Raw genomic sequence first — 23,863 nt, 5'->3', positions numbered from 1 at the left:
CCCACCCGACGGGAATCTCACCGAGCCATCCCCCACCCATGGATAAACAAAACACCACGACGCGCAAAGCCAGATGATTTCATTGGACACCCGCGACAAATCAACCACACCATTCAAAGGCCCTCACCCCCGTGGCAGACCGACTGCGCTCAAACCTCCCCTTGGTTTGAACTGGACCCATTCACCGTGTCGTGGGTGTCGACCCAACCCCACGCCCCCACGGGAGGTCCGTCCCCCATGCTCCTCGCCCGAGAGGCCGGGCTCTGGAGCACCACAGGAGCACCCCTTGAGAAGGCAATGCCCGCGACGGCCGGAAAATCCATTTGTTCGATACGTGGTTCCCCTGATGCTGGTCGCAATGTCTTGCGGTGACCCCGCCCCCATGTCTGACAATGGGTCGGAGCCGACCACGACCCATCAAAAGCTGTCGTCGCCGGTGAAGGTGGACCGGGCCGTCGCGGCGGGTGCCTACCACTCGCTGTTCGTGCAGAGGAATGGCGAGGTCTGGGGCTGGGGACAGAACCTGTCCGGCCAGCTCGGCACGGGGAGCCCGAACAACAACACGCCGGTGACCAGTCCGACGAAGGCCATCGGGCTGCCGTCCATCAAGGCCGTGGCGGCGGGCCAGACACACTCGCTCGCGCTCGGCACGAACGGCGAGGTCTTCGCGTGGGGCAAGAACGACTTCGGGCAGGTGGGCCTCGGCATGGCGGGAGGCACGGTGCTTCTGCCCACTCAGGTGGCGGCGCTCTCCGGCATCCGAGCCATCGCGGCGAATGGGAACTTCTCGCTGGCGCTGGGGCAGGACGGCCGGGTCTGGGCCTGGGGACAGAATGCCTCCGGCCAGGTGGGCAAGGGCACCGCGCCCACGAGCGCGGAGCCGACGCCGCGTGAGGTGAACAGCCTGCCGACCATTCGAGCCATCGCGGCGGGCCACAACCACGCGCTCGCGTTGGACGCGGACGGCAAGGTGTGGGCTTGGGGCAAGAACGACTTCGGACAGGTGGGCACGGGGAGCGCAACGCCCTCCGTCCTGGTACCGACGCTGGTGGCCAACCTGCCTCGGGCGAAGGCCATCGCCGCGGGCTCGGGCCACTCGCTCGTGATTGACGAGCAGTTCGGCAACGTGTGGGCGTGGGGACAGAACTCGTCAGGCCAGGTGGGCAGCGGAACGCCGGGATCCACGCCGGTACTGACGCCGACCGCGGTCAACGGACTGTTCGCGGCGACGCAGGTGAGCGCGGGCCACTCGTTCTCGATGGCCATCATGGGCAACGGGCTGGTGAAGACGTGGGGACTCAACGCCTCCGGGCAGTTGGGCCATGGCGTGGCGGGAGGCAACAGCGTGGTTCCCGTGGACGTGGTGGGGATGACGGACGCAACGGCCATCGCGGCGGGCTACCACCACGCGTTGGCGGTGCGTCCGGACTGCCCGGTGTGGGCGTGGGGCAACAACGGACAAGGGCAGCTCGGCACGGGTGCGACGACCACGGCGGCCACGACGGCTCCGGTGGCGAGCCTGGTGCTCAACACATTCTATTTCGACGGGGACATGGACGGATTTGGGGACGAGTACATCGCCCTGGAGTCGTGTACCGCGCCGGACGGCTACGTGGAGGACGTCGACTGTGACGACTTCACGTCGACGACGTTCCCGGGTGCGTCGGAGCAGTGCAACGGGCTGGACGACAGTTGTGACGGCGTGGCGGACGATGGCAACCCGGGTGGTGGCACGACGTGCGACACGGAGTTGCTCGGGGTCTGCGCGACGGGCACCACCGCGTGCACGGGTGGCAGCGTGGTGTGTACGCAGAACCAGTCCGCGTCGGCCGAGCAGTGCGACAACCTGGACAACGACTGTGACGGCGAAGTGGATGACGGGAACCCGGGCGGACTCGTGACGTGCCAGACGGGAGACAAGGGCGTGTGCGGCGAGGGCGTGAGGTACTGCACCCATGGCGTCCTCGACTGTGTGCAGAAGCAGGGGCCGTCAGCGGAGGTCTGTGACGACCGGGACAACGACTGCAACGGGCAGTCGGACGACGGCCTGACCTTCACGGCGTGGTACCTGGACATGGACCACGACAACTACGGTGTGACATCGCAGTCGATGCAGGCCTGTGCGCGTCCGGCGGACCATGCGCCCAACGCGGGGGACTGCGACGACACGAAGGCCACGTTCAATCCGATTGCGCCGGAGCTGTGCGACGGCGTGGACAACAACTGCGACGGGCAGGCGGACGAAGGGTTGACGCAGCACACGTGGTACCGCGACACCGATGGTGACGGCTTTGGCATGGCGGCTGACACGGTGCGGGATTGCCGTCAGCCCGCGGGCTACGCGTCCGTGTCGGGGGACTGCAACGACGGAAGTGCGTCCATCAAGCCCGGAGCGGCGGAGGTCTGCGACGGTGCGGACAACGACTGCGACGCCCTGGTGGACGAAGGAGTGCTGAGCACGTTCTACCGCGATGAGGACGGCGATGGCTTCGGCACCGCGAGTACGACGACCCAGGCCTGCTCGATGCCCGCGGGCTACGTAGGGAACGCGACGGACTGCAATGACGCCAGCGCGGCCATCCACCCGGCGGCCCCCGAAGTCTGTGACAGCGTGGACAACAACTGCGCGGGAGGCGCGGACGAAGGGCTTCCCACCCAGGACTGGTACCTGGATGGAGACGGCGATGGCCATGGTCGGTCCACGCTGTCGACACGGAGCTGCCGTCAGCCCACGGGCTACGTGGCGAGCGCGACAGACTGTAATGACTCGAGCGCGGACATCCACCCGGGAGCCTCGGAGGTCTGCGATGGGGTGGACAACAACTGCAGTGGCGGGGTCGACGAGGGCCTCACCACTCAGGCCTGGTACCGGGATGCGGACTCGGATGGTTACGGGGCCGCGAGCATCTCCCTGCAAAACTGCAGGCAGCCCTCCGGGTACGTGTCGGATGCCACGGACTGCAATGATGGCAACGTCGGCATCAGGCCCAACGCCGCGGAGACCTGTGACAGCGTCGACAACAACTGCAATGGCTCCGTGGACGAAGGCGTCACGTCCACCTTCTACCGGGACGCGGACGGCGACACCTACGGGGACGCGGCGGACGCCACCCAGGCCTGCTCGCAGCCCACTGGATACTCGACACGCTCCGGCGACTGCAATGACGGCAGCGCGAGCATCAAGCCCGGAGTGAGCGAGGCCTGCGACAGCATCGACAACAACTGCAACGGCTCCGTGGACGAAGGGGTCCAGACACGTTGGTATCGCGACGCGGACGGCGACAGCTTCGGCTACTGGACCCCGAGCGTCATGGCCTGCGCCCAACCCACGGGCTACTCCTCGAACGACGACGACTGTGACGACACCCGGGCGAATGCGTACCCCGGAGCCACGGAGGTCTGCGACAGCGTGGATAACAACTGCAGTGGTTCGGTGGACGAGGGAGTGAAGACCACGTACTACAGAGACTTCGACAGTGATGGCTATGGGAAGCTGTCATCCACGAGTGCCGCCTGCGCTCCTCCTTCGGGTTACGTCGCGAACAGCAGCGACTGCAATGACAGCAGCGCGACCATCCACCCCGCGGCCGCGGAGGCCTGCGACGGCGTGGACAACAACTGCAGTGGTTCGGTGGACGAGGGCCTTCCCCTCCAGACGTGGTACCTGGACGGCGACCTGGACGGGTATGGCAACCCGAGCGTCTCCGTGCAGAACTGCCGAAAACCCTCCTCGCACGTGGCCGATGGCACGGACTGTGATGACACCACCTCCAGCATCCGGCCGGGGCGCACTGAGTCGTGTGACGGCAAGGACAACAACTGCAACGGCTCCGTGGACGAGGGCGTGACGTCGACTTGGTACCAGGACGCGGACGGAGATGGCTACGGGAACGCGTCGACCGCCACCCAAGCCTGTTCACGCCCCTCCGGCTACGTGACGAGCTCCACCGACTGCAATGACAGCAGCGCGATTTCCAGTCCCGGAGCCACCGAGGTCTGCGACAGCCTGGACAACAACTGCAATGGCTCCGTCGACGAAGGCGCGACATCGACCTGGTACCGAGATGCGGACGGCGATGGCTACGGCAACGCCTCCTCGACCACGCAGGCCTGCTCGCAGCCCTCCGGCCATGTGGCGAACACCAGCGACTGCCATGACGGCAGCTCCAGCATCCACCCAAGTGCCTCGGAGACCTGCGACGGAGTGGACAACAACTGCAACGGTGCCGTGGACGAAGGCGCGACATCAACCTGGTACCGGGATGTGGACGGCGACGGTTATGGCAACGCGAGCCAGACCACTCAGAGCTGTGCGCGGCCGGCCGGCTACGTTGCCAACGCCACGGACTGCAACGACAGCAATGGGGCCGTCAGCCCTGGCGCAGCGGAGATCTGCCGTGACGCCATCGACAACAATTGCTCCGGACAGAACAACGAAGGGTGCGCTTCCCTCCCTCCGTGTCCCTACGACATGTCGGAGTTGAGCTTCGGAGAGGCCTCGCTGCTCCCCCAGTGCCAGGAGACACCCATCTGATACCCCTCTCTCCCTTCAGCGCCGAAGGCCCCCCGTAGCCCGACGATGAGAACTCCACGGCCCTGAGGCGCCGGGCCCCCTCGTGAGGGTTCCTGGCGCTGTCCGTGAATAAACCCCGCCGCCCCCCGTCCAGGGGCACGGTGGAGCAATCCCCGCAGCAAGGCCGGACCCCTAGGCTCCCCCGGAGGCACGTCACACATGCACGCGCGTCGTTGGTGGGCAATCGCGCTCGCGGGAACACTCGCGGGCTGCATCGTGGAGCCCGAGGCGCCCGACTGGGACTGGGACGAGGACCCCACCCAGCCCTGGCCCGACCCCACCCAGCCCGACCCCACCGAGTCCGGCGGTCCCGACTTCCAGGTGGAGTCCGTCTCCGGCCCTTCGGCCCTCGGCGCGGGCGAGCTGCGAGCCCGGGCGCGCCTCTGCAACGAGGGCGGCGGCGCTGGCTCGACGGAGGCCTCCTTCTTCCTCACCGCCACCGCCGCTCCCGGCATGAGCGAAATCCTCCTGGCCACCAGCACCCGCCTCTCCCTCCGCTCCGGCGAATGTCGGGAAGTCTCCGTCTCGGTGAGCGCGCGGGCCGCGCCCGAGGGCAGCTACTTCCTGAGCGCGAGGGTGGATCCAGACGGCGCCGCCACGGAGACCCGCGAGGACAACAACGTCCGCCTCGGCAACACCGTCCGCGTGGACCGCACGCCTCCGGAGACACCCGCGCCCGCATGGACGCAGGCCGGAATCGGGAGGCCGCGCAACCTCAGCCTCCATACCGAGGCAGGCGCCACGGTGCGCGTGTACGAGGGCCCAGGCTGCTACGGCCAGGAAGTCGCGAGCACTGTCACGGGCAGCGACGCCTACTGCGAGGTCCCCATCGACGTCCCGACGACGCCCGGAGCCACCTGGTCCGCGCGCGCCTATGACGACGTCGGCAATGGCTCGCCCTGCAGCCCCACCGTGGACTACCCCTACGGCGACGGCACGCCACGGATTGCGCCGGTGCTGATCAGCACCAGCCCGGGCTCACCCGGCGGCAGCCTCCAGCCCATCTTCAACGGCCGCGCGGAGCCGCGCGTCACCGTCGAGATTTTCAGGAACGCCACCTGCCAGGGCACCGCGGAGCAGACGCTGACCGCGGATGGCGCCGGCTTCTTCTTCGCCCAGATGAACGTGGCCAGGGACGAGAAGGTGACGGTGTCCGCGCGAGCCAAGGACTCGGGCGGCTACTCCACGCCTTCGCCCTGCTCCAATCCCCTGGAGTACCAGAACGACGGCACGCCGCCGGCCCCGCCCCGCGTCACGGACGTGAAGTGGCAATACCTGAACGACGGCCGACAGCTCGTCGTCACGGGCACCGCCGAGCCCCATTCCACCGTGGGCATCTTCATCGACGTCGCGTGCACGGGAACGCCCGCGCGCACGGTGCAGGCGGACGCGGAGGGCCGCTTCACCGCGACCGCGCCCTTCGGAGCCGGCGGCAGCCACCGCGTGTTCCTCGCGGCGAAGGACGCCTCGGGCAACGTGTCCACCTGCGCGGAAGGGCCCGCGTACGAGCTCCGCTGCCCGCCGGGCACCGCGGACTGTGACGGCCGCTCCTCCAACGGGTGCGAGGTGGACCTGACGGCGAACCCGAACCACTGCGGCACCTGTGGCAACACCTGCCAGGACGGCCCCTATGCGGACGGCGTCTGCGTGGCGGCGACGTGTGGCCACACCTGCGCGCCGGGCTACTACGACTGCGACGGCAAGCCGTCCAACGGCTGCGAGTCGCGCACGGTGTGCCAGCCCACCAGCCAGTGCACCATCGACAAGCCGAGCGAGCTGATGATTACGGCGCTGTCCGTCGTCGAAGACCCGGTGCGCACGGCGCCCGGTGGGCCGTGGCACTTCGGCACGGTGATGCGCGAGCTGGCCGGTGGGCAGGACCCGTCGCCGATGGTGCGCGCGTGGCTGAAGACGTGGCTCGCGAAGCAGAACGTGAACGGGCTGGAGATTCCGCCGCGTCCGGAGATGCAGACGCGCGTGCTGGGGCCGTGGGAGGCGCGCAGTGGTGGGCCGTCGGCGCCGCTGGACTTCAACTCGGCGCCGTTCCGGCTGCTGGCCATCGTCAACCGCATCGACCTGCGCGAGCAGGGTCTCCAGGCGGGAGAGGGGCGCTTCATCTTCGGCGTGGTGGACCCGAGCGGTGTGCCGCTCGAGTTCACCATCATCCTCGAGTACGCCCTGCCCGGAACCACGCCGGAGTCCATCCAGCGCTGGGCCACGGACTGGCATGAGCTGGGAACGCTGAAGGTTGGAAACGCGGGCTACAACGCGAAGCTCCAGGCGCTCACGGACCGCTTCTCGAAGCGAGGGGTGATGACGGGTCGGCACGAGGGCAGCGCGCTGAACCAGATTCGCACCAATGAAATCGAGCTCGCGGAGCCGTGGGAGATGCGCGAGTTCATCCTCTCGCCGCTGGGCCTGATGCCGACGACGATGAAGCTGACGCCGGCGCTGCACTTCGAGAACACGCAGCTTTTGGCCACCTTCCTGACGGAGAACAGCGCGGACGTGCTCGCGGAGCGGCATGTGGTGCCCGACAGCATGGGGGGCTTCCCGTTCCTGGCGGCCCACTCACTGGTGCCGCTGGACTTCTTCTGGCGCGCGCCGAACGTGGCGAACGAGGTGCGCCACAAGTTCTCCCTCAACACGTGCAGCGGCTGCCACGCGGGCGAGACGCAGACGGAGTTCGTCCATGTGGCCCCTCGAACGCGAGGGACGACGGCGGCGCTGTCACCCTACCTGCGAGGCACCACGGTGACGGACCCGGTGACGAAGTCGGTGCGCACGTTCGATGACCTGACGCGGCGCGCCGATGACCTGAAGGCGCTGGTGTGCGCGCCGACGGCGGGCCTCAAGTCCGTGGGCCTGGTGCCGTCCAACCTGCCGCCCGCCCGCGTTCACTGAGTCACGCAAGGAGTCAGCAGGCCCGGGGAGCAAACCCTCTCCGGGCCTTGTCAGGGTAGGCTTTGGACATGGCCCTCTCTCCTGACGACTATGCCCGTCGCGATGTCAGCAGCGCCCTGCATGCGAAGCTGCACGTCCAGCTCGAGGTAGACCGCGTCAAGCTCCCGCCCGTCACCCCGGGCGAGGCCGTGGTGGAAGGACGCATCGCCCGGATATTCCGAGGCGACCCGGCACGGCTCTCCACCCCCGTCTCCTTCGAGGTCGCCTGCTACCGCAAGGGCGACATGCTTCCCCCAAGCGGCATCCGCTGGAGGCTCGTCAAGGACCTGGAGCACGCCCGGTACATTGAAATCTACCTCGACACGAACGCCGTAGGAGTCATGGATGCTGGGCCGGGCATCGCCGTGCTCGAAGCCCTGTCCGACACGCCCCAGTTCGTCTTCAGCGACATCGAAGAAGAGGACGAATAGCGCCTCACCGGCCGAAGCCACCCAGGGCCGTGCGGCTGAAGCTCGCGGCCCCCTGGCTCACGCGCACCGCGGACTGGCTGAACACCTGGAAGGCCGCGCGAATCTCCTGCGCCGTCTCGCCCGGGGTCAGAATCCATTTGTCCTCGATGCCCATCTCCTGGAACACGCGCCGGAAGTCCGTGCTCCCGTCATCGATGCCCATCGCCGCGACGATGTGGTTCTCCGCGCGACGCAGGTCGTTCACCACCGCCGCCACGTCCCTCGCCGTGGCGCGGCTCGAGTGCATGTCCGCGCCGTCGGTAATCAGCAACGTCACCGTGCGCACCGGCACGCCGTTGCCGCTGAACTCCTGGGACTTCGCCAGCACCGTGCCCAGCAGCACCACCGCCTGGTCGTACAGGGGCGTGCCCTGGTCCGCGCTGTAGTTCTTCGAGTGCATCCGCACCACGTCCTCCAGCGGCCGGTACGGATTGAGCACGTGGCCATTCAGGTAGCGCGTGTGGAAGAGGACGCCGTCCTTCTGCTTGCTCGCCAGCAGCGAGTCGAGCACCAGGTTGTGCCCGTCGCACACCGTCTTCGTGTGTCCGCTCGTGGAGATGCTCCCCGAGTCGTCTGGCATCACCGTCACCAGCACCACCTCGCTGGCCTGCACGTCTTCCACCCGCACGCCGAGCCCCGCCTGGATTTGCGCGCCCAGGTCCACCACCGACAGCGCCTGCAACCCCGCGGGGCTCAACACCCCTTCCGCGTGCGCATCCTCGAAGAGCTTCGTCACCGCCGTCTGGCCACCCCACGTCGATTTGCTCGTGCTGCTCATGTCCAGCTCACTTTCTCCCCCGGTCCGAGGGCAGGGCTCCGCCCGCCCGCTCTCTTCGGAGCAAGGTCGGGTCTTGATATGCGTGATGAAAAGACAGCTCAGCCGATGCGCAGGTCCGGCCAGCTCGTCAGCGGGTCCGTGGACTTCACCAGGTGCATGCCCGCATCCGCGAAGCGCTTCAGGGCCGCGTCCGCCTGCGGGGTGAAGTCCGCCGCGAAGCCGCCCTTGCCGTCGGGCACCGTCACCGCGGACATGCAGTCGGTCAACAGATACACCTTGCGAGCCAGCGCCGCGTCCTGCGCGACGATTTCTCCGAGCAGGTCGTCGATGGAGCTCTTCACGCAGTGGCTCGCGGCCTGTCCGCCAATCACCACCGCGTCCGCGGTCAGCAGTGTCTTGAGGAACTGGGTGTTGCGCTGTGCCAGCGGCTGGCCGTCATGCCGGCCCATCACCTCTGGCCGCAGCACGGAGTAGTTCTCCGTCAACGGGTTGCCGCCCTTCACCTCCGCCCAGGACTGCATGCCGCGCGCGTACGAGTGGAACAGCCGCGCCTCCTGCACCACGCCCGCCAGCGCGTGTCCGTCGCCTCCCAGGAGGCAGTGCGGCGGCCACAGGTACAGGGTGTATTTCCCCGCGCGCTCCAACTCCTCGCAGTAGTACTTCACCTGCTTGAGCAGCCAGGGGTAGTTGCCGCCGCACAGCCACTTCGCCATCGCGGGGTTGGGCCGCGCCTGCCCGCGTTCGATGTGCTCGCGCGTCACCTCGCGGTACGGCGTGAGCGGCTTGTCATCCTGGTCCACCCAGAAGGACGGGAAGAAAATCTGGTACGCGAAGTGGGTGTCCAGCGTCGCCGTGACGTTCGTCAGCGTGCCCAGGTTCTTGTAGATGAACTCCGCGATTCGGCGGCTGTCGTCCACCGCGCCGCGTCCGCTGCGCCCCGCGACGTAGAGCGAGCCCTCCGGGAAGCAGAAGTCCTTCTGCACGTCGATGAGCAACAGGTGCAGGTTGAACCCATCCGCCGCCGCCGAAGTGACTCCATGCGCGCCCCGCCACGCGCCCGCCTCCAGTTGAAGCCTTCCCGCGTCCGGGCCGTAGCTGTACTGGCTCGCGTGGTCCGCCCGGTAGAAGCCAGGCATCGGAAGTTCCTTCAGGTGCTTCTTCATCGCGCTACCCCCATGTGAAGAACTCAATGTGTCCGCTCACGCCATCCGCAGCGTGGTGAGGTCCTGCCTGCCCACCACCAACAACCCCTGCCGAGTCAGCAGGAGCTGACAACCCGAGTCCACGAAGGGCTCGGCATCCGGAAACTCGCGCACGGCCTCCAGCCGACCTTGCCGTGGCTCCACGCGGGTGAGGCCCGCGTCCGTCGCGCAGAACAGCGCCTCCCCCACCGCGCACCGTCCGCTCCGGAACGCGCCGCCCAGCCACGAGCCATCCCCCGCCTCCGCCGCGCCGCTCGCGCGCACCACGCCGTCCGAGCCCACCACCACGCAGTGGTGCCGTGTGCGCCCCGCCGCTTCCTCCGCGAGGAACAGCCACGCGAGCGCCCCGTCGAAGACACAGTCCGCGTCCACGAGCTGTCCCGAGGGCCACGGCAACACGAGTCCGTCTCGCAATCCCAGACGCTCCGCATCGAAGACGAACGCGCCCCTCAGTCCCCCCGCGCGGTGGAACCCCAGGCCGAAGCGGGGCCCCACGAACAAGTGCGTCTGTCCCTCCAGCACGTTGCCGATGCGCTCCTGGCCATGCGCGCCGTCGCGCCACAGTCCGCCGCCCACCGCCCAGTAGCGATGTCTCGCATTGGCGGCGAAGGCCGGGCGTCCCTCGGGGGCGTCCACGCTCAGTCGCTCGGGCGCGCGCTCCGGGACGAGCACCGCCACCACCCCGTCGCGTCCTACCAGCGTCGCGTCCCCTTGCAGCGACCAGCGCAGGGAGGGGTCCAGCAGTCCGCGCAACGCCACACGTCCATCCTCGCGCCGATAGGCTCCGTCCGCGTGGTACAGCCAGCGTGGGACTCCCTCCTCCACGCTCGCGTGGACCAGGACACCGCGCGTGGAGAACAGGTGCGTCGCCGTCACTTGACCGCGCGTCGAGGTGACGGGTGTGCTCGCCGCCACCGCGTGGGGCTGACACGTGGGGCAGGCGCTCCGCGCATGTTCGACGCCGCACGACGCGCACGCGGTGAAGCGCAGGCCCTCCAGCAGGGGCAGCGGGAAGACGCCGCGCAGGTCCTCCACGAAGACGCGGTGCAGGTGGTGGAGCACGTCATCCGGCAGCGTGCGCAGCGGGAGCGCGGGCTTCGGGTACTGCACTTCCGGATGGAAGACGGTGATGCGCTGGAGCAGCCGCCCCGCCGCAGTCGCCCGCGCCGCCGGGGACTTCGCCCGGTACACCCCGCCGTGAGGCCCCACGCACAGGAGCGACTGCATCGCGGCCACGGTGAAGCCATACCAATCACTCGCCTCCGACGCGGGCCGCGTGGGGATGAGGCTCGTCGCGCCGCCCAGGCGCACCGGGTCGAGGAAGCGCTCGGTGAACACCGAGCACAGGAAGCCTCCGAACTGGAAGCTGTCCGCGTCGATGAGGTGCGCGTCCGCGTGCCCCGTCACCAGCACGTTCAAATCGTTGAAGTCGCCCACCACCACGCCCGAGGCATGCACCCCGGCGAGCGTCCGATGCAGCCCACACAGCACTTCGACCGCGCGAGCGGACGTGGCGCCGACGCGGCGGAACGAGGGTTCGCCGAAGCGACGCAGGGACTCCACGCCGTCCAGCTTGCGCATGGCGTAGCCCAGCACCCTCTGTCCCGTGGAATCCGTGGCGAGCGCCTGCGGCGTCACCACCCTCCCCGGCAGGCCCGTGGGAAAGGCGCGCAGCTTGCGTTGATGCTCGTCCAGGCGAGCGCGAGCGGCGGCCTGTTCGACGGCGAGCCCCGTGTAGTCTGGATGCTCGGGCTGCTTGAACACCTTGAGCGCACGCCCCTTGCCCAGGTCGAACACATCCGCCTCGCCGCCCTTGCCCAGCGCCTTCGCGGGATTGAGCCGCACCTTCTTGCCTTCGAGCCAGAGGTCCATGGCGTCACGCCCTCCCCATGCGGCGACGGAGCACCACCATCGTCGTGTCGTCCGCGAGCAGGCCCGGCGCTCGCTCCAGGCGCCGTGCCTCGAAGTCGGCGCGCACGTGCTCTCGGTTGAGCATCGCCAGCCGGCGCCGCAGCGCATCCGGGTTCGTGAAGTAGCGGTCCTCCGTCCAGAACCGCGACAGCTCCCCCACCCGCTCATCGCTCGCGGGAAGGCGCGCCTCCGCCAGCTTCGCCAGGTCCGAGACTCCATCTGTCCCGAGCATCAACACCCGGACATCCTGCGTGGGCACCAGGGCCTGTGCGACGAGCGGCGTCTCCGCGTTACCCGACAAGGCATAGGCGAGATAGGGCGGTGCATTGTTCGCGAAGGGCCCCAGCACCCGCACCTCGCCGTTGAGGCACCACACCCCATCTCCCGCGGAGAAGACGAGCGTGTGAGAGGGCGTCAGCACCGCGCCCACCACCGTGAAGAGGAAGTCCCCCAGTGTGTCGCGGCCGAGCTCCCGCCGGAGCTCACTCAGCAGACACAGCACGTCCTCTCGCAGCCCGGGAAGGAACCCGGCTTCATCCACACGCCCGTCTTCCGCCAGTCGCACCAGCGCCGCCTGCGCCACCCGCCGCACGCCGAGCTGCGCGCCCAGCTCACTGCACGGCTGGCTGCCACAACCGTCCGCCACCACCGCCACCAGCCCGTGCTCGCTGGCGCGCACGCACCAGGCATCCTGGTTGTTGCGCCCCGCCCTCGCATGCTCCCGGCCCTGCACGGAGGCGGCGGCGACATCGAAGGGAAGCGAGGACATGGCTCTCCCGTGGCCCGCGAACGGGCTCGGCACGGCGAAGGTGCGACAAGGTGACGCGCCCTGTCCCCCGGGCTCCCCGGGAGCGGCGGCCTCCCACGCTCCCCGAAGAGGGACTCCACGGGCCGCGCCTCTCCTCTGGTGGCGCTGTCCCGCGGAGCCTCGCTCCGGGTTCGCGTACCTACGACACCAACATAGTGTCCAAACGACACTGTGTCAATGCAATGGGAGGCCGGACGGGAGGACAGGGCCTCCGTGCGCGGGTGGACAGCGGGGCGTCAGAGTTCGAAGTTGAAGCCGGCCTTCTCGAGCTGGCGGTACTTCTTGTGGTCGAACCGGTAGAGGCGCGCGGCGCGGTGGGAGACGTCCTGCTCCACCTCGTCCAGCTCCTCCAGCAGGTCCATGGCCAGGATTTTCTTGCGGAAGTTGCGCTTGTCGAGCTCGCGCTCCAGCACGACCTCGTACAGGCGTTGGAGCTGGGTGAGGGTGAACTTGGGCGGCAGGAGCTCGAAGCCGATGGGCTGGTAGCGCACCTTGCCCTTGAGGCGCTGCAGCGCGGTGTTGAGGATGTCCGCGTGGTCGAACGCCAGCTTGGGCGTATCCCAGACGGAGAACCACGCGGCCTCGCGGGCGTCGGTGGCGGCGCGCAGCGCGTGGGCGCTGAGCTTCACCAACGCGAAGTACGCCACGGTGATGACCCGACCCCGAGGGTCCCTGTCCGGCTCTCCAAAGGTGAAGAGCTGCTCCAGGTGCCCGGGGCGCAGACCGGACTCCTCTTCCAGTTCACGCCGCGCGGCGGCCTCGAGCGACTCGTCCAGCTTCACGAAGCCGCCCGGCAGCGCCCAGCGGCCCTCGAAGGGCTCCACCCCGCGCTGGATGAGCAGCACCTTCAGGTCATCGTCGTCCAGGCCGAAGACGACGCAGTCCACCGTCAACGAAGGTCTCGGGTACTCGTAGGTGTAGCTCACGGCGCACCGGCATAGTGTCCGGAGCACACCCGAGTCAACGAGAGCGCGCTGGGCTACACCTGGACCATGCGGGACAGCTTGCGCCAGTCGACGAGCTGGACGCTCTCCTCGGCCAGGTCGAACTCCACCGAGCGACGCATGCCGATGACGTCGCCGCCCATCTGGAAGGGCACGTCGCGGTCGAAGTCCATGCGCAGGCGCTGGACGAACCAGTCATGCATGTGCGGCAGCGGGTGCTCGCCGCGCCACAGCTTGAACATGTTGCGCGTGGCCTCCAGCACGCCGGCGCTGTAGACGCGCACGGAGAGCCGGTGCGGCACCGTCTGGGCGAAGGGGAAGGCCTTGAAGCCAAACCCCCACTCGGGCGTCGTGGCGGCGCCGGCCACGCCCGCGGGCCCTTCGTACAGGAGCGCGCCCTTCTCACTGTTGGGCACCGGAATCACGTTGCCGCGAGCATCCACGGTGAGGGCGGGCTCGCCCACGTTGTAGACGGACACCCGGGGGGTGCCGGAGCCGAACATGTGCCGAGGCACCGTCCGGGTGAACATCGCGGTGAGGTAGCCGCGCAGGCCCGCCTGCTGGCTGCGCAGCGGACCCGCGGCGGAGAGCTGATCCTTGAAGTCCTGAATCATCTCCGCGTCCCAGCCCGTACCGGCGAAGGGGGCCACCTTGCCCTCCACGCGCACCAGGGAGAAGGGACGCGTGGGCGGCAGGACTTCGCGCATCGCGGCGATCTGCTTGAGCGCCACGGCGGGACGGGGGGCGCCCGTGACGCGCGCCCAGGCGTTGCCAGTGCCCATGGGGAGCACGCCAATGGCCGGCAGGGCCACGCCCGCCGCGCGCAGTTCGTTGAGCAGACCGGTGATGGTGCCGTCACCGCCTCCGGCCAGCAGGAGCGAGGGCGGGTTGGGACGCAGCTCGGAAATCCAGTGCCGGGCCTCTTCGAGCGAGCGGGTGAGCGCCAGTCGGGCCTTGGGGAGGAAACGCTGCACCAGGCCGCCGACTCCCTCGGAGCCCCGGCGTGCACGCAGATTGACGAGGACAGCGATGTCGGTCATGGCGGCGGGACTTTCCCCGGGCCGTGTCATGGCCCGGTCACGGGCCCGCGATGGACCGGGCCCGTGACGACAATGTGAGTCTCACACCCCTAGTGCGTGGGCGACGCGCGCGCCAAGCCGCCCCCGAGCCTCCCTCCTCCCCAAGAGAGCGGCCGTGGCGACCAGTCCCCCGGCGAAGAGCAGGCGGCGCAGGGCTTGCTTGCTCCGGGAGTGATAGCCGCCGGACGTGGCGGTGCCCTCGGACATGGGGTGGAACAGGCTGCCGGGGGTGGCGCCCTGACGTTCGTCCTCGAAGTGAAGGGCCTCGGTGGCGCCGTGCATGGTGCGCTCGAAGGTCCGCGGCATCAGGCCGTGCATGGCGGCGAAGGCGCGGGCGGCGGGGCCGACGAGGACTTCGGCGCGGGGTTGGCGCAGGACGCGGAGGATGGCTCGGGCGACGCGTTCGGGGGTGTAGACGGGCTCCACGGGGCGCACGCGCCAGCCGGTGTAGTTGGCCGTGTGGTGCCACAGGGGCGTGTCGATGGCGGCGGGCATCACGGTGCAGACGTGGATGCCGGTATCGAGGAGTTCCTGGCGGACGGAGGCGGTGAAGCCTCGCACGGCGTGTTTGGAGGCGACGTAGGCGCTGACATAGGGGGCGGTGACGGAGCCGAAGGATGAGGAGACATTGACGAGGGTGCCGTGGCCCTGGCGGCGGAACTGCGTCACGGCGGCGCGGGTGCCGCTGACGGTGCCGAAGAAGTTGGTCTCCATGAGCTGGCGGAAGGCGTCGTCGGGGGTCTCCTCCAGGCTGCCCATGAGGTAGACGCCGGCGTTGTTGATCCACGCGTCGAAGCGGCCGAAGGCTCGCACGGCTTCCTGGGCGAGCGCCTGCACGGAGGCGGAATCCGAGACATCGGTGGGGACGGCGACGGCGCGGACGCCGAGGGAGACGCACTCACGGGAGAGGTCCTCGAGCGGCTCCTCGCGGCGGGCGGCGAGCACGAGGTGGGCGCCCTTCTTCGCGAGGGCGAGCGCGGTGGCGCGGCCGATGCCGCTGGACGCTCCGGTGATGACGACGACGCGGTTCTTCCATGCCCGTTTCATGTTCCCTGGCCTCCGTTGGGCGAGCCGGCGCGCTGGCGGCTCCTGGCCCTGAGCGAAGATGGGGATGAAGGTGGCGAGTGCCTCGTGCCCCAGGGGGCTCCCCCGGAGAGCGGGCGGCAGAGCGGTTCCGGAGCACGGACGGGAGTCCAGCGCCGAGACGGAGCCGTGGAGGTTCCACCCGAAGTGGAACGACTCCGCGCCGGTGGGTCTGGGCCTGAAAGCAAGGGGTTGGGGTGGTTTGGAGGAAGCGGGAGAGGGCTGTTATGGGCATGCGACTGTCTGGTGGGCAACGGAACGCGGCCTGCACTGACACCACACGATGAGCACTCCAAGACCTGTCCTGCCGCCCTGGGTGGTTGCCGTTCTCCTGTCCGCGCCGGCCTGTATCGACGTGCCGGGCATCACTCCCGTCCAGGGCGAGGTGCGCATCCGCACGCCCGAGGCGACGGCCTATACGAGGGGGGTCTTGGACCTCGGCATGGAGGTGACGGGGCACCGTCCGGACCGTGTGGAGTTGCTCCGGGACGGAGAGGTGCTCGCGGTGCTGGAGTCGCCGTACACGTATTCGTGGGACACGGCGGGGGAGGCGGAGGGTGAGCACCGGTTGGGGGGACGGGTGGTGTTCGGGGAGACGGTGTTTACGGGAGAGGAGCGTGTGGTGGTGGTGGACCGCACGGCGCCGCAAGTGGTGTCGCGGGCCCCGGAGCCGGGGGCTCAGGATGTGTGGGTCAAGAGCCCCATCCAGGCCGTGTTCTCCGAGCCGGTGAATGCGAGCACCGTGACGAGCGCCTCCGTACGGCTCACCGTGGGCGGAGTGGAGGTGGCCCGGACGGTGTCACTGTCGGGTGATGGGAAGACGATGACGGTGGTGCCGGCAACGCCTATCTCGGGGCCCACCTCAGCGGCGATGGTTCTCACCTTGGCCGTAACGGACAGGGCGGGAAATGCCTTGGAAGTTCCCGTGGGCACGTGGGACTGGAGACATTCCACGATGATGCTCCTGCCTTACGGGCCCGTCCTCGCCAAGGATTCAGGGAACCTTGGTGTCCATCTTTATGAGTTCGGCTCGGACAAACAAGGAAACTCCGTCATCGTCCAATCCGAGAAACTCCCGGCGTATTCCAGGCTGCGCGTCTACAGCAACACTGGCAGCCAATGGATGGAGTTGGGCAGTGGGCTGGAAGCAAGAACGTCTGGATTCGAGCCCTATAATCCAACAGTCAGATTCGACCCCCTGGATGGAACACCTGTTGTCGCCTGGCATGAAGGAAATGGCAGCAACGAATCCGAGCGCATCTATGTCGCGCGCTGGATGGGAACTCACTGGAGTTATCTGGGAGGAACTTCAGGAATTCTGCCATCCATCTCCGACAGCACTCACCCAGTCATGGACCTGGATGCGACGGGAAAACCACTCATCGCGTACTATTCCGACACCGAGCAGACCACCTATGCCTATCGCTGGACAGGAACAGCCTGGGAGCCCCTGGGAGGAAGCCTCAACGCATTGCTCGGCCTGGACTCCAGCTACCCCATCGGTATCAAGGTCGGTCCCACCCAGTCGATGTTCCTGGCGATGAGAGGGCAAAAAAACGGGCAATCGAAGCTCTATGTTGTCCGCTGGAACGGCACCGACTGGAAGCCACTTCAGGAAGCACAACCTCCGGTCGGTGTTCCCTTCGAACTCTCGCAGTTTCGTGAGCCTCGCCTCTCTCTTGCCCCCGATGACAAACCGATTCTCGCCTGGGTCGACCAACCGGTAGAGGGCCCCGCACAAGCGCACTCCTATATTTGGAAGAACGACGCGTGGGAGGTCTATTGCCCGCAACACACACCGCCCACCGAACCAACGTCCGAAATGACGCGCCTCGAGTTGGATGACACCGGAACGGTGTGGATGGCCTGGTCGGCAAAGGGAACCCCCTTCTTCCACATCGAGCGATGCACATCCGGGTCATGGACTCCCTTCGCAAGCAGCGAGACCACCCTCCCTCCCATTTCGACCGCGACATTCTCGGAATTCACCATCACAGGCATCAACACCATCCAGGTGGTGACCACCCTCGCCGATGGTGGAACGCTGGTCGTCCACTCACACCTCAATCGCTGACATCGACCATGTCCCCACCTCGTCGAGTTTCCCTCATGTTTTCCAGGAAGCATGCCGTGCGGTCCGCATTGTTCATCCTGAGCTGTGTTCTTCCCCTCACCGCCTTCGCAGCGCCCCGGCGTATGGTCGTCGCGAGCGGCGATTGCAAGGACGCGGAACTGGGCAGTCAGGCCAATGCGTTCCTCGGCGCCCTCGTGTCACGTCCGGAGCAAGACGTTTTGAGCGCGGCCGGTTTCAGTGAGCGGCTCTTTCCACAACCGACGAAGAGCTACGAGGACCTCCAGCGGCAACTCGACTCCGCGCAGGACCACTTCTACGAGAGTCGAAACGGCAAGGCCGCAGTGGCCATCGACGAAGCCCTCCAGCAGATCAACCGCCTGCCCGTGGGCGATGAGCGCTGGAAGCTCTACGTGAATGCCCAGCTCCTGCACGGCCTGAACTATCGGGCCATGGGAAGACAGAAGGAGAGCGACACGGCGTTCCGGAGCGTTTTGCGGCTCCAGCCCGACTACCAGCTCGACCCTGACTACTTCGCTCCCTCGGTGCGCCAGGGGTTCGACAAGCTGCGAAGGGAGCTGAACCTCGCCCGTAAGGTGAAGCTCTCGGTGAAGTCCACGTTGCCGACTTCAGACGTGTACCTCGACGGCATCAAGATGGGGCAGACGCCGCTGACGCTCGACGTGCTGGCGGGCACCTATGACCTCACCCTGGTGAAGGGCGAGGCCATCAGCTTCCCTCGGCAGATTCAGGCGCAAGGCGCTGACACACCGCTGCTCGTGGACCTCGCCTATGAGGGCTCCGTCTCCGCCACGCCGTTCCCCTGTCTCTCCATCCCCGAAGCCAGCGCGGAGCGGACCCTCAGTCACGCCGTCCGTCTGGGCGGCACGCTCGGTGTCGAAGAGGTCATCGTTGTGCGCCTGGAGCGCCCCAGCAGTGGCCCCAAGTGGTTCGCCGCCACCGTGCTCAATGTCGAGGGCGGTCAAAAGCTTCGCGAAGGCGGCTTCAAGACGCAGGGCCTGGATGCCCCGGCGGAAGCACTCTCCGCCCTGGTGGACTTCGTGACCACGGGTCGGTCTCCTTCCAACCTCGTAGTGATGAACGCCAATGGGCGAGCTCCCTGGGAGCAGGCTGTGACCTCGGACAAGTCTGGCGCCCAGCACGGAGGTGGCATGGACATCAGCGCTCCGAACCCTCTCTCGGACGGCATCGCGGACTCGGCGGACCGACCCACACCGGCACTGCGCGTGGCCTCCTATGTCCTGCTTGGCACCGGCGTGGCCGCGCTAGGCGGGGCGGGCGTAGTGCGGTTCCTGGCGCAGAAGAACGTGGATGACCTGGAGAAGCGCCTCGAAAACGGCCGAATCCTCTCCTCGGACCAGGAGGCGCTGCGACTTCGGAACTCCCTGGTCCAGAAGAGCAATCTCCTCACGGGACTGCTCGTCGGAGGAGGTGCGGCCGTCGCCACGGGCGCGGTGCTCTTCCTCGTCTCTCCTTCATCAGCCGACACTCCGCCCGTCTCGGTGGGAGTCGCCACGGATGGAGAAGCCTTTTCGACCAGCCTCTCCGGTACCTTCTGAATCCACGTCTCGCGGACTACGAGGGAGGAAGCCTGACACACCGCGTTCGTCACGAAGCCAGCGAGCGAGTTCGCCAGCCGCGCCGATAACGTCGCCGCCGCATAGAGTGCCGCGCATGACGCGTGCCCTTCTTGCCCTGCTCCTGGCCACGAGCGCTTCCGCCGCGGCCCCTCGCACCCTCCGGGTGGATTACTTCCACACCGGCAATGCCACCGAGGAACGCTTCAGCCTCGACCGGGTGGTCATCGAACCGCTGCCCTGGCCGGGCCACGCGGCGCGCGCGATCGACGACACCAACCTCGGCAAGTATCTCTTCGAGGTGAGGGACCGGGACACGAACCAGGTCCTCTTCTCCCGGGGCTTCGCTTCCATCTACGGAGAGTGGGAGCTCACCACCGAGGCGAAGAGCCAGCACCGCACCTTCCACGAGTCGCTTCGCTTTCCCACGCCGGAGCGCCCCGTCCAGGTGCTCCTCAAGAAGCGCGACGCACAGAACGCCTTCCGCGAGGTGTGGTCACTCATCGTGGACCCGAAGGACATGTTCGTGGACCCGTCCTCACCGCCCGCTCCGGGCCCGCTGCTGAAGCTGCTGGAGAACGGGCCGCCGGAGCAGAAGGTGGACCTGCTCATCCTCGGCGACGGCTACACCGAAGCGGAGCGCGCCAGGTTCGAGAAGGACGCCCGGCGCATGGTGGACATCCTCTTCACCTTCTCGCCCTTCAAGGAGCGCAAGACAGACTTCAACGTCTGGGGCCTGATGCCGGCCGCCGTGCAGTCCGGAATCTCCCGGCCGTCCACCGGCATCCACCGGCGCTCACCCGTGGGCACCACCTATGATGCCTTCGGCAGCGAGCGCTACATCCTGACCTTCGACAACAAGGCCTTCCGCGAACTGTCTGCCTTCGCGCCCTACGAGTTCGTCGAAATCCTGTCCAACGGCAACACCTACGGAGGTGGGGGCATCCTCGGCCTCTACGGCACCGTGGCGGCCGACAGCCTGTGGGCGCCCTACGTCTTCGTCCACGAGTTCGGCCATCACTTCGCGGGCCTCGCCGACGAGTACTACACCTCCGAGTCCGTCTACGTGCCCAGCGCCGACCGGCTGGAGCCCTGGGAGAAGAACGTCACCGCGCTCAAGGACCCGGAGCAGCTCAAGTGGAAGCACCTGGTGACGACCGGCACGCCCCTGCCCACGCCCTGGAGCAAGGAGGCCTACGAGACGCACTCCAATGACGTGCAGAAGCGCCGCCGCCAGGTCCGGGCCCAGCGCAAGCCAGAGTCGGAGATGGACTCACTGTTCGTGGCGCAGCGTGACTGGGAGGAGAAGTTCCTTTCCTCACAGAAGTACTCGAACAAGGTGGGCGCCTTCGAAGGGGCCAACTACGAGGCCCGGGGGTATTACAGACCCCAGCTCGACTGTGTGATGTTCACCCGGGATCGGGTGCCCTTCTGCGCGGTGTGTCAGAGCGCGATTTCACAGGTCATCGACTTGTACGCGGGTCCCCGACCTCCAGCCTCCCGCAAGACACCCTGATAACCAGTCATTTCGAGGGATTCCTGCGTGACATGGCGGTGTCACGGGGGCCCCGCAATGGACCCTCTCCAGGTTCAGGTGTAAGGGGGGCGAGTTACTACCTGCATCCCTGGAGGGGACCGCATGCAGAAGCGAAATTGGCTTGCAGCGCTCATGACCGCCGTGCTCGTCACGATGGGCACGGGCTGTGGAGATGAGTGCGTCGACCAGTTCGACTGTCGCGCCGATAATGGCCAGCCAGATCCGGGCAAGGAGTGGACCTGTAACGATGGGACCTGTGATCAGGTCGCCATCAACGTTCCGACCCCAGACTCGGGGACGCCGGATTCGGGGACGCCGGACTCGGGCACTCCGGATTCGGGTACTCCGGACGCGGGCGTGACCTGCAACCCGGGCTGCGGCACGGGCGAGCTGTGTGACATCAGCTCCGGCACGGGCGTGTGCAAGATTTGCCGCGACTCCGCCACGGGCACGGGCACGGATCAAGGCTGCTCCGCCGCCGCTCCTGTCTGCGACATCACTGGCACAGGCGGCAAGGGCGTATGCACCGCGTGCCGCGACACGGCCACGGGCAACGGCCAGGACCTGGGCTGCGCCGCTGAAGTGCCGGTCTGCGACACCACCGCCAACAACGGCGTGGGCGTCTGCAAGGCCTGCACGGACTCCGCCACGGGCAATAGCCAGGACCTGGGCTGCTCGGCCACGGCCCCCATCTGCGACACGGCGGCCAACAGCGGCGCGGGCGCGTGCAAGGTCTGCTTCGACTCGCAGACGAGCCCCGACCAGGGCTGCTCTTCGCCCACCAACATCTGCGACACGGCGGCCAACAACGGCGCTGGCGAGTGCAAGGTCTGCAACGCCACCGCGGGTTGCCAGGGTGAGCAGACGTGCAACGCCACGGGCTCCGCCTGCGAGGGCTGCGCGGACAACGCGTCGTGCGCTCCGGAGACCCCGGTCTGCCGCACGGACACCACGCCGACGACGTGCGTCGAGTGCTCCCCGGGCAACACCGCCCACTGCGATGCGACCAAGCCGGCCTGCAACGCCAACTTCCTGTGCGGCTGCACGGAAAATACCGACTGCGCCGCGGTGCCGGACAGCGCGCGTGACTTCTGCGACCCCACGGGCAACAACAACCGTGGTCAGTGCGAGGTCTGCGTCACCGACACTCAGTGCGCGGGTCTGGATCCGCTGAAGCCGGTCTGCAACAACCGCACGGAGTGCGTGCAGTGCCTGACGAACGCGAGCTGCACGGCGGGCCAGGTCTGCAACACGACGACCCACGCTTGCGAGACGGCCCCTGGCCCCACCGCGGCTGAGACCAGCGCGCAGATCGCCGCCTTCCTCGCCGCCGAGGCTGGCTCCCCCAACCTGCCCGTCAATGGAGCCTACGTCACGTTCCTCAAGCCCGCCGTGCCGGGCCAGGACAACGCGTCCGAGCCTATCGGCTTCTTCCTCCAGGCGGAGGCCAACGGCCCCGCGATGTTCGTCTCCGACCCCGCCGTCGTGAACCAGGTGGCCGTGGGAGACCGGATCAGCCTGACCGTCGCCACGAAGCAGCTCGCGAACCAGCAGGACCTGGCCAGCACCGTCGCGGAGTTCACGCGGCTCAGCCAGGGTCACTCGGTGCGCTCGCTTGCCGTGGACCGCTCCGGCGCGAACGACATCGTTACCGCACTGGACGGCTACGAGTATCAGCTCATCACGCTCTCCGGTACCCTGGGCGCTGTGGGCGGCGCGGGGGCGGGCTTCACGGGCTTCCCCATCACGACGACCGGGATGTCCACCACCAACACGATTCGCCTGCGCATGCCCACGGCCCTGCCCCAGGCGCTCGAAGCCGCCCCGGGCTGCCAGTTCACCCTCGTGGGTCCCATGTGGCGGTTCGGCACCACCCCGCAGCCGTCGGCCTTCTCGGCTTCGGACATCACGCTCGACTGCCCCGCGCCCAAGCTGGTCACGGCGACCAGCCTGTCCGCCACGCAGGTCCGGCTCACGTTCGACCGTAAGATTGCTGAGGCTTCGGCGCAGGCCTCGGACTTCACCATCGAAAACCTGACCGTCTCGGGCGTCGCGGTCGACGGAACGCTGGTGACCCTCACCACGAGCGAGCAGACCGCGGGCACGGCCTATACGGCCACCGTCTCCGGCGAGGTCACCGACCTGAGCGGAAAGCCAGTCGCCAGCGCGAACAGCAGCGCAAACTTCACCGGCTTCACTCCTCCGCCCGAGGGCGCTTCGCTCGTCATCAACGAGGTGGACTACGACAACCCCGGCAATGACACCGCGGAGTTCATCGAGATCTACAATCGAGGCAACGCGGCCGCCGACCTGAGCGGCCTCGAACTCGTCGTCGTCAACGGTGAATCGACCGCCACGCCGCGGCGCGAATATAACCGCTTCCCCCTGAGCGGCGTGACCGATGCGGCTGGCACCTCGGTGACGTCTCTGCCTGCGGGTGGGTACCTGGTCGCCGCCCCCGCGCCGTTCTTCACGAACAACCCGCTGCCCGGCGTTCTTCGTCTGGTCATCGCCACGCCGCCGCCGGCTAACGCGAACGAGAACATCATCCAGAATGGCACTGGTGACGGCATTGGCCTCATCCAGAACTCCACGGGAACGATGGTCGACACCATCTTCTACGAGACGCCTGCCCCGAATCCCCCGGCTCCCCCAGTCCTCCATAACCCTGTGTTCAACATCCTGACCGGCGCGGGTGACCTGGCCCTCAGCTTCGTCGAGGGTACGCGGACCCTCGCCTCGGACTCGGGCTCGACGGCGGGCTCGCTCCAGCGCGTTCCCAACGGCGGCGACACCAACGACAACAACGCCGACTTCGTGTTCCTGCCCAGCTCTCCGGGCGCGCCGACGCCGTAATCGACTGACA

Annotated in this window: 14 protein-coding genes; 7 read left to right on the top strand and 7 right to left on the bottom strand. The window is 67.7% G+C overall.

Annotated features, from left to right (window positions below):
• Nucleotides 1-382 precede the first annotated feature (382 nt).
• The 3 genes from HUA76_RS08625 (at nucleotide 383) to HUA76_RS08615 (ending at nucleotide 7,947) form a co-directional block, all read left to right on the top strand.
• A complete protein-coding gene (locus tag HUA76_RS08625) occupies nucleotides 383-4,534 on the top strand; it encodes a MopE-related protein (protein ID WP_174460561.1) in 4,152 nt (1,383 codons plus the stop codon).
• Between the two features lie 198 nt (nucleotides 4,535-4,732).
• The gene (locus HUA76_RS08620; RefSeq protein ID WP_174460560.1) at nucleotides 4,733-7,477 is read left to right on the top strand and encodes a CARDB domain-containing protein; all 2,745 of its coding nucleotides are present in this window, start codon (nucleotides 4,733-4,735) and stop codon (nucleotides 7,475-7,477) included.
• Between the two features lie 68 nt (nucleotides 7,478-7,545).
• Complete coding sequence (locus HUA76_RS08615; protein ID WP_141648619.1) at nucleotides 7,546-7,947, top strand: hypothetical protein; 402 nt, start codon at nucleotides 7,546-7,548, stop codon at nucleotides 7,945-7,947.
• Nucleotides 7,948-7,951: 4 nt separating this feature from the next.
• Here the strand turns inward: HUA76_RS08615 and HUA76_RS08610 are convergent, their stop codons facing one another.
• The 7 genes from HUA76_RS08610 to HUA76_RS08580 form a co-directional block, all read right to left on the bottom strand.
• Complete coding sequence (locus HUA76_RS08610) at nucleotides 7,952-8,764, bottom strand: hypothetical protein (RefSeq protein WP_174453704.1); 813 nt, start codon at nucleotides 8,762-8,764, stop codon at nucleotides 7,952-7,954.
• Nucleotides 8,765-8,862: 98 nt separating this feature from the next.
• Entirely contained in the window at nucleotides 8,863-9,927 is a 1,065-nt protein-coding gene (locus HUA76_RS08605; protein ID WP_174460559.1) for a nicotinamidase, read from the bottom strand.
• A gap of 36 nt (nucleotides 9,928-9,963) precedes the next feature.
• Nucleotides 9,964-11,838 (bottom strand): hypothetical protein, encoded by a 1,875-nt coding sequence (locus HUA76_RS08600; protein ID WP_174460558.1) that lies wholly within the window; start codon nucleotides 11,836-11,838, stop codon nucleotides 9,964-9,966.
• Between the two features lie 4 nt (nucleotides 11,839-11,842).
• Nucleotides 11,843-12,646, bottom strand: coding sequence for a protein phosphatase 2C domain-containing protein (locus tag HUA76_RS08595; RefSeq protein WP_174453701.1), 804 nt, complete (start codon nucleotides 12,644-12,646; stop codon nucleotides 11,843-11,845).
• A 275-nt stretch (nucleotides 12,647-12,921) separates the two neighbouring features.
• Nucleotides 12,922-13,611: an NUDIX domain-containing protein gene (locus HUA76_RS08590; RefSeq protein ID WP_141648624.1), complete on the bottom strand. Its 690-nt coding sequence runs from the start codon at nucleotides 13,609-13,611 to the stop codon at nucleotides 12,922-12,924.
• Between the two features lie 53 nt (nucleotides 13,612-13,664).
• Nucleotides 13,665-14,669, bottom strand: a complete 1,005-nt coding sequence (locus HUA76_RS08585; protein WP_174460557.1) for a diacylglycerol kinase family protein — start codon at nucleotides 14,667-14,669, stop codon at nucleotides 13,665-13,667.
• Between the two features lie 81 nt (nucleotides 14,670-14,750).
• On the bottom strand, nucleotides 14,751-15,755 hold the full coding sequence (locus HUA76_RS08580) for an SDR family oxidoreductase (protein WP_174460556.1): 1,005 nt from the start codon (nucleotides 15,753-15,755) through the stop codon (nucleotides 14,751-14,753).
• Nucleotides 15,756-16,107: 352 nt separating this feature from the next.
• Between HUA76_RS08580 and HUA76_RS08575 the strand changes: the two genes are divergently transcribed.
• The 4 genes from HUA76_RS08575 to HUA76_RS08560 all read left to right on the top strand — a co-directional run bounded on the left by HUA76_RS08575 (nucleotide 16,108) and on the right by HUA76_RS08560 (nucleotide 23,853).
• On the top strand, nucleotides 16,108-17,865 hold the full coding sequence (locus tag HUA76_RS08575) for an Ig-like domain-containing protein (protein WP_217439496.1): 1,758 nt from the start codon (nucleotides 16,108-16,110) through the stop codon (nucleotides 17,863-17,865).
• A 35-nt stretch (nucleotides 17,866-17,900) separates the two neighbouring features.
• The gene (locus tag HUA76_RS08570; RefSeq protein WP_174460554.1) at nucleotides 17,901-19,442 is read left to right on the top strand and encodes a PEGA domain-containing protein; all 1,542 of its coding nucleotides are present in this window, start codon (nucleotides 17,901-17,903) and stop codon (nucleotides 19,440-19,442) included.
• A 115-nt stretch (nucleotides 19,443-19,557) separates the two neighbouring features.
• The gene (locus HUA76_RS08565; RefSeq protein WP_174460553.1) at nucleotides 19,558-20,976 is read left to right on the top strand and encodes an IgA Peptidase M64; all 1,419 of its coding nucleotides are present in this window, start codon (nucleotides 19,558-19,560) and stop codon (nucleotides 20,974-20,976) included.
• Nucleotides 20,977-21,099: 123 nt separating this feature from the next.
• Nucleotides 21,100-23,853 (top strand): lamin tail domain-containing protein, encoded by a 2,754-nt coding sequence (locus HUA76_RS08560; protein WP_174460552.1) that lies wholly within the window; start codon nucleotides 21,100-21,102, stop codon nucleotides 23,851-23,853.
• Nucleotides 23,854-23,863: the final 10 nt, after the last annotated feature.

Source organism: Myxococcus sp. CA056 (genome assembly GCF_013336715.1).
GTDB classification, from domain to species: domain Bacteria; phylum Myxococcota; class Myxococcia; order Myxococcales; family Myxococcaceae; genus Myxococcus; species Myxococcus llanfairpwllgwyngyllgogerychwyrndrobwllllantysiliogogogochensis.
Note: the sequence above shows the minus strand (reverse complement) of the source record. Positions and strands in the feature narration are given on the sequence as shown.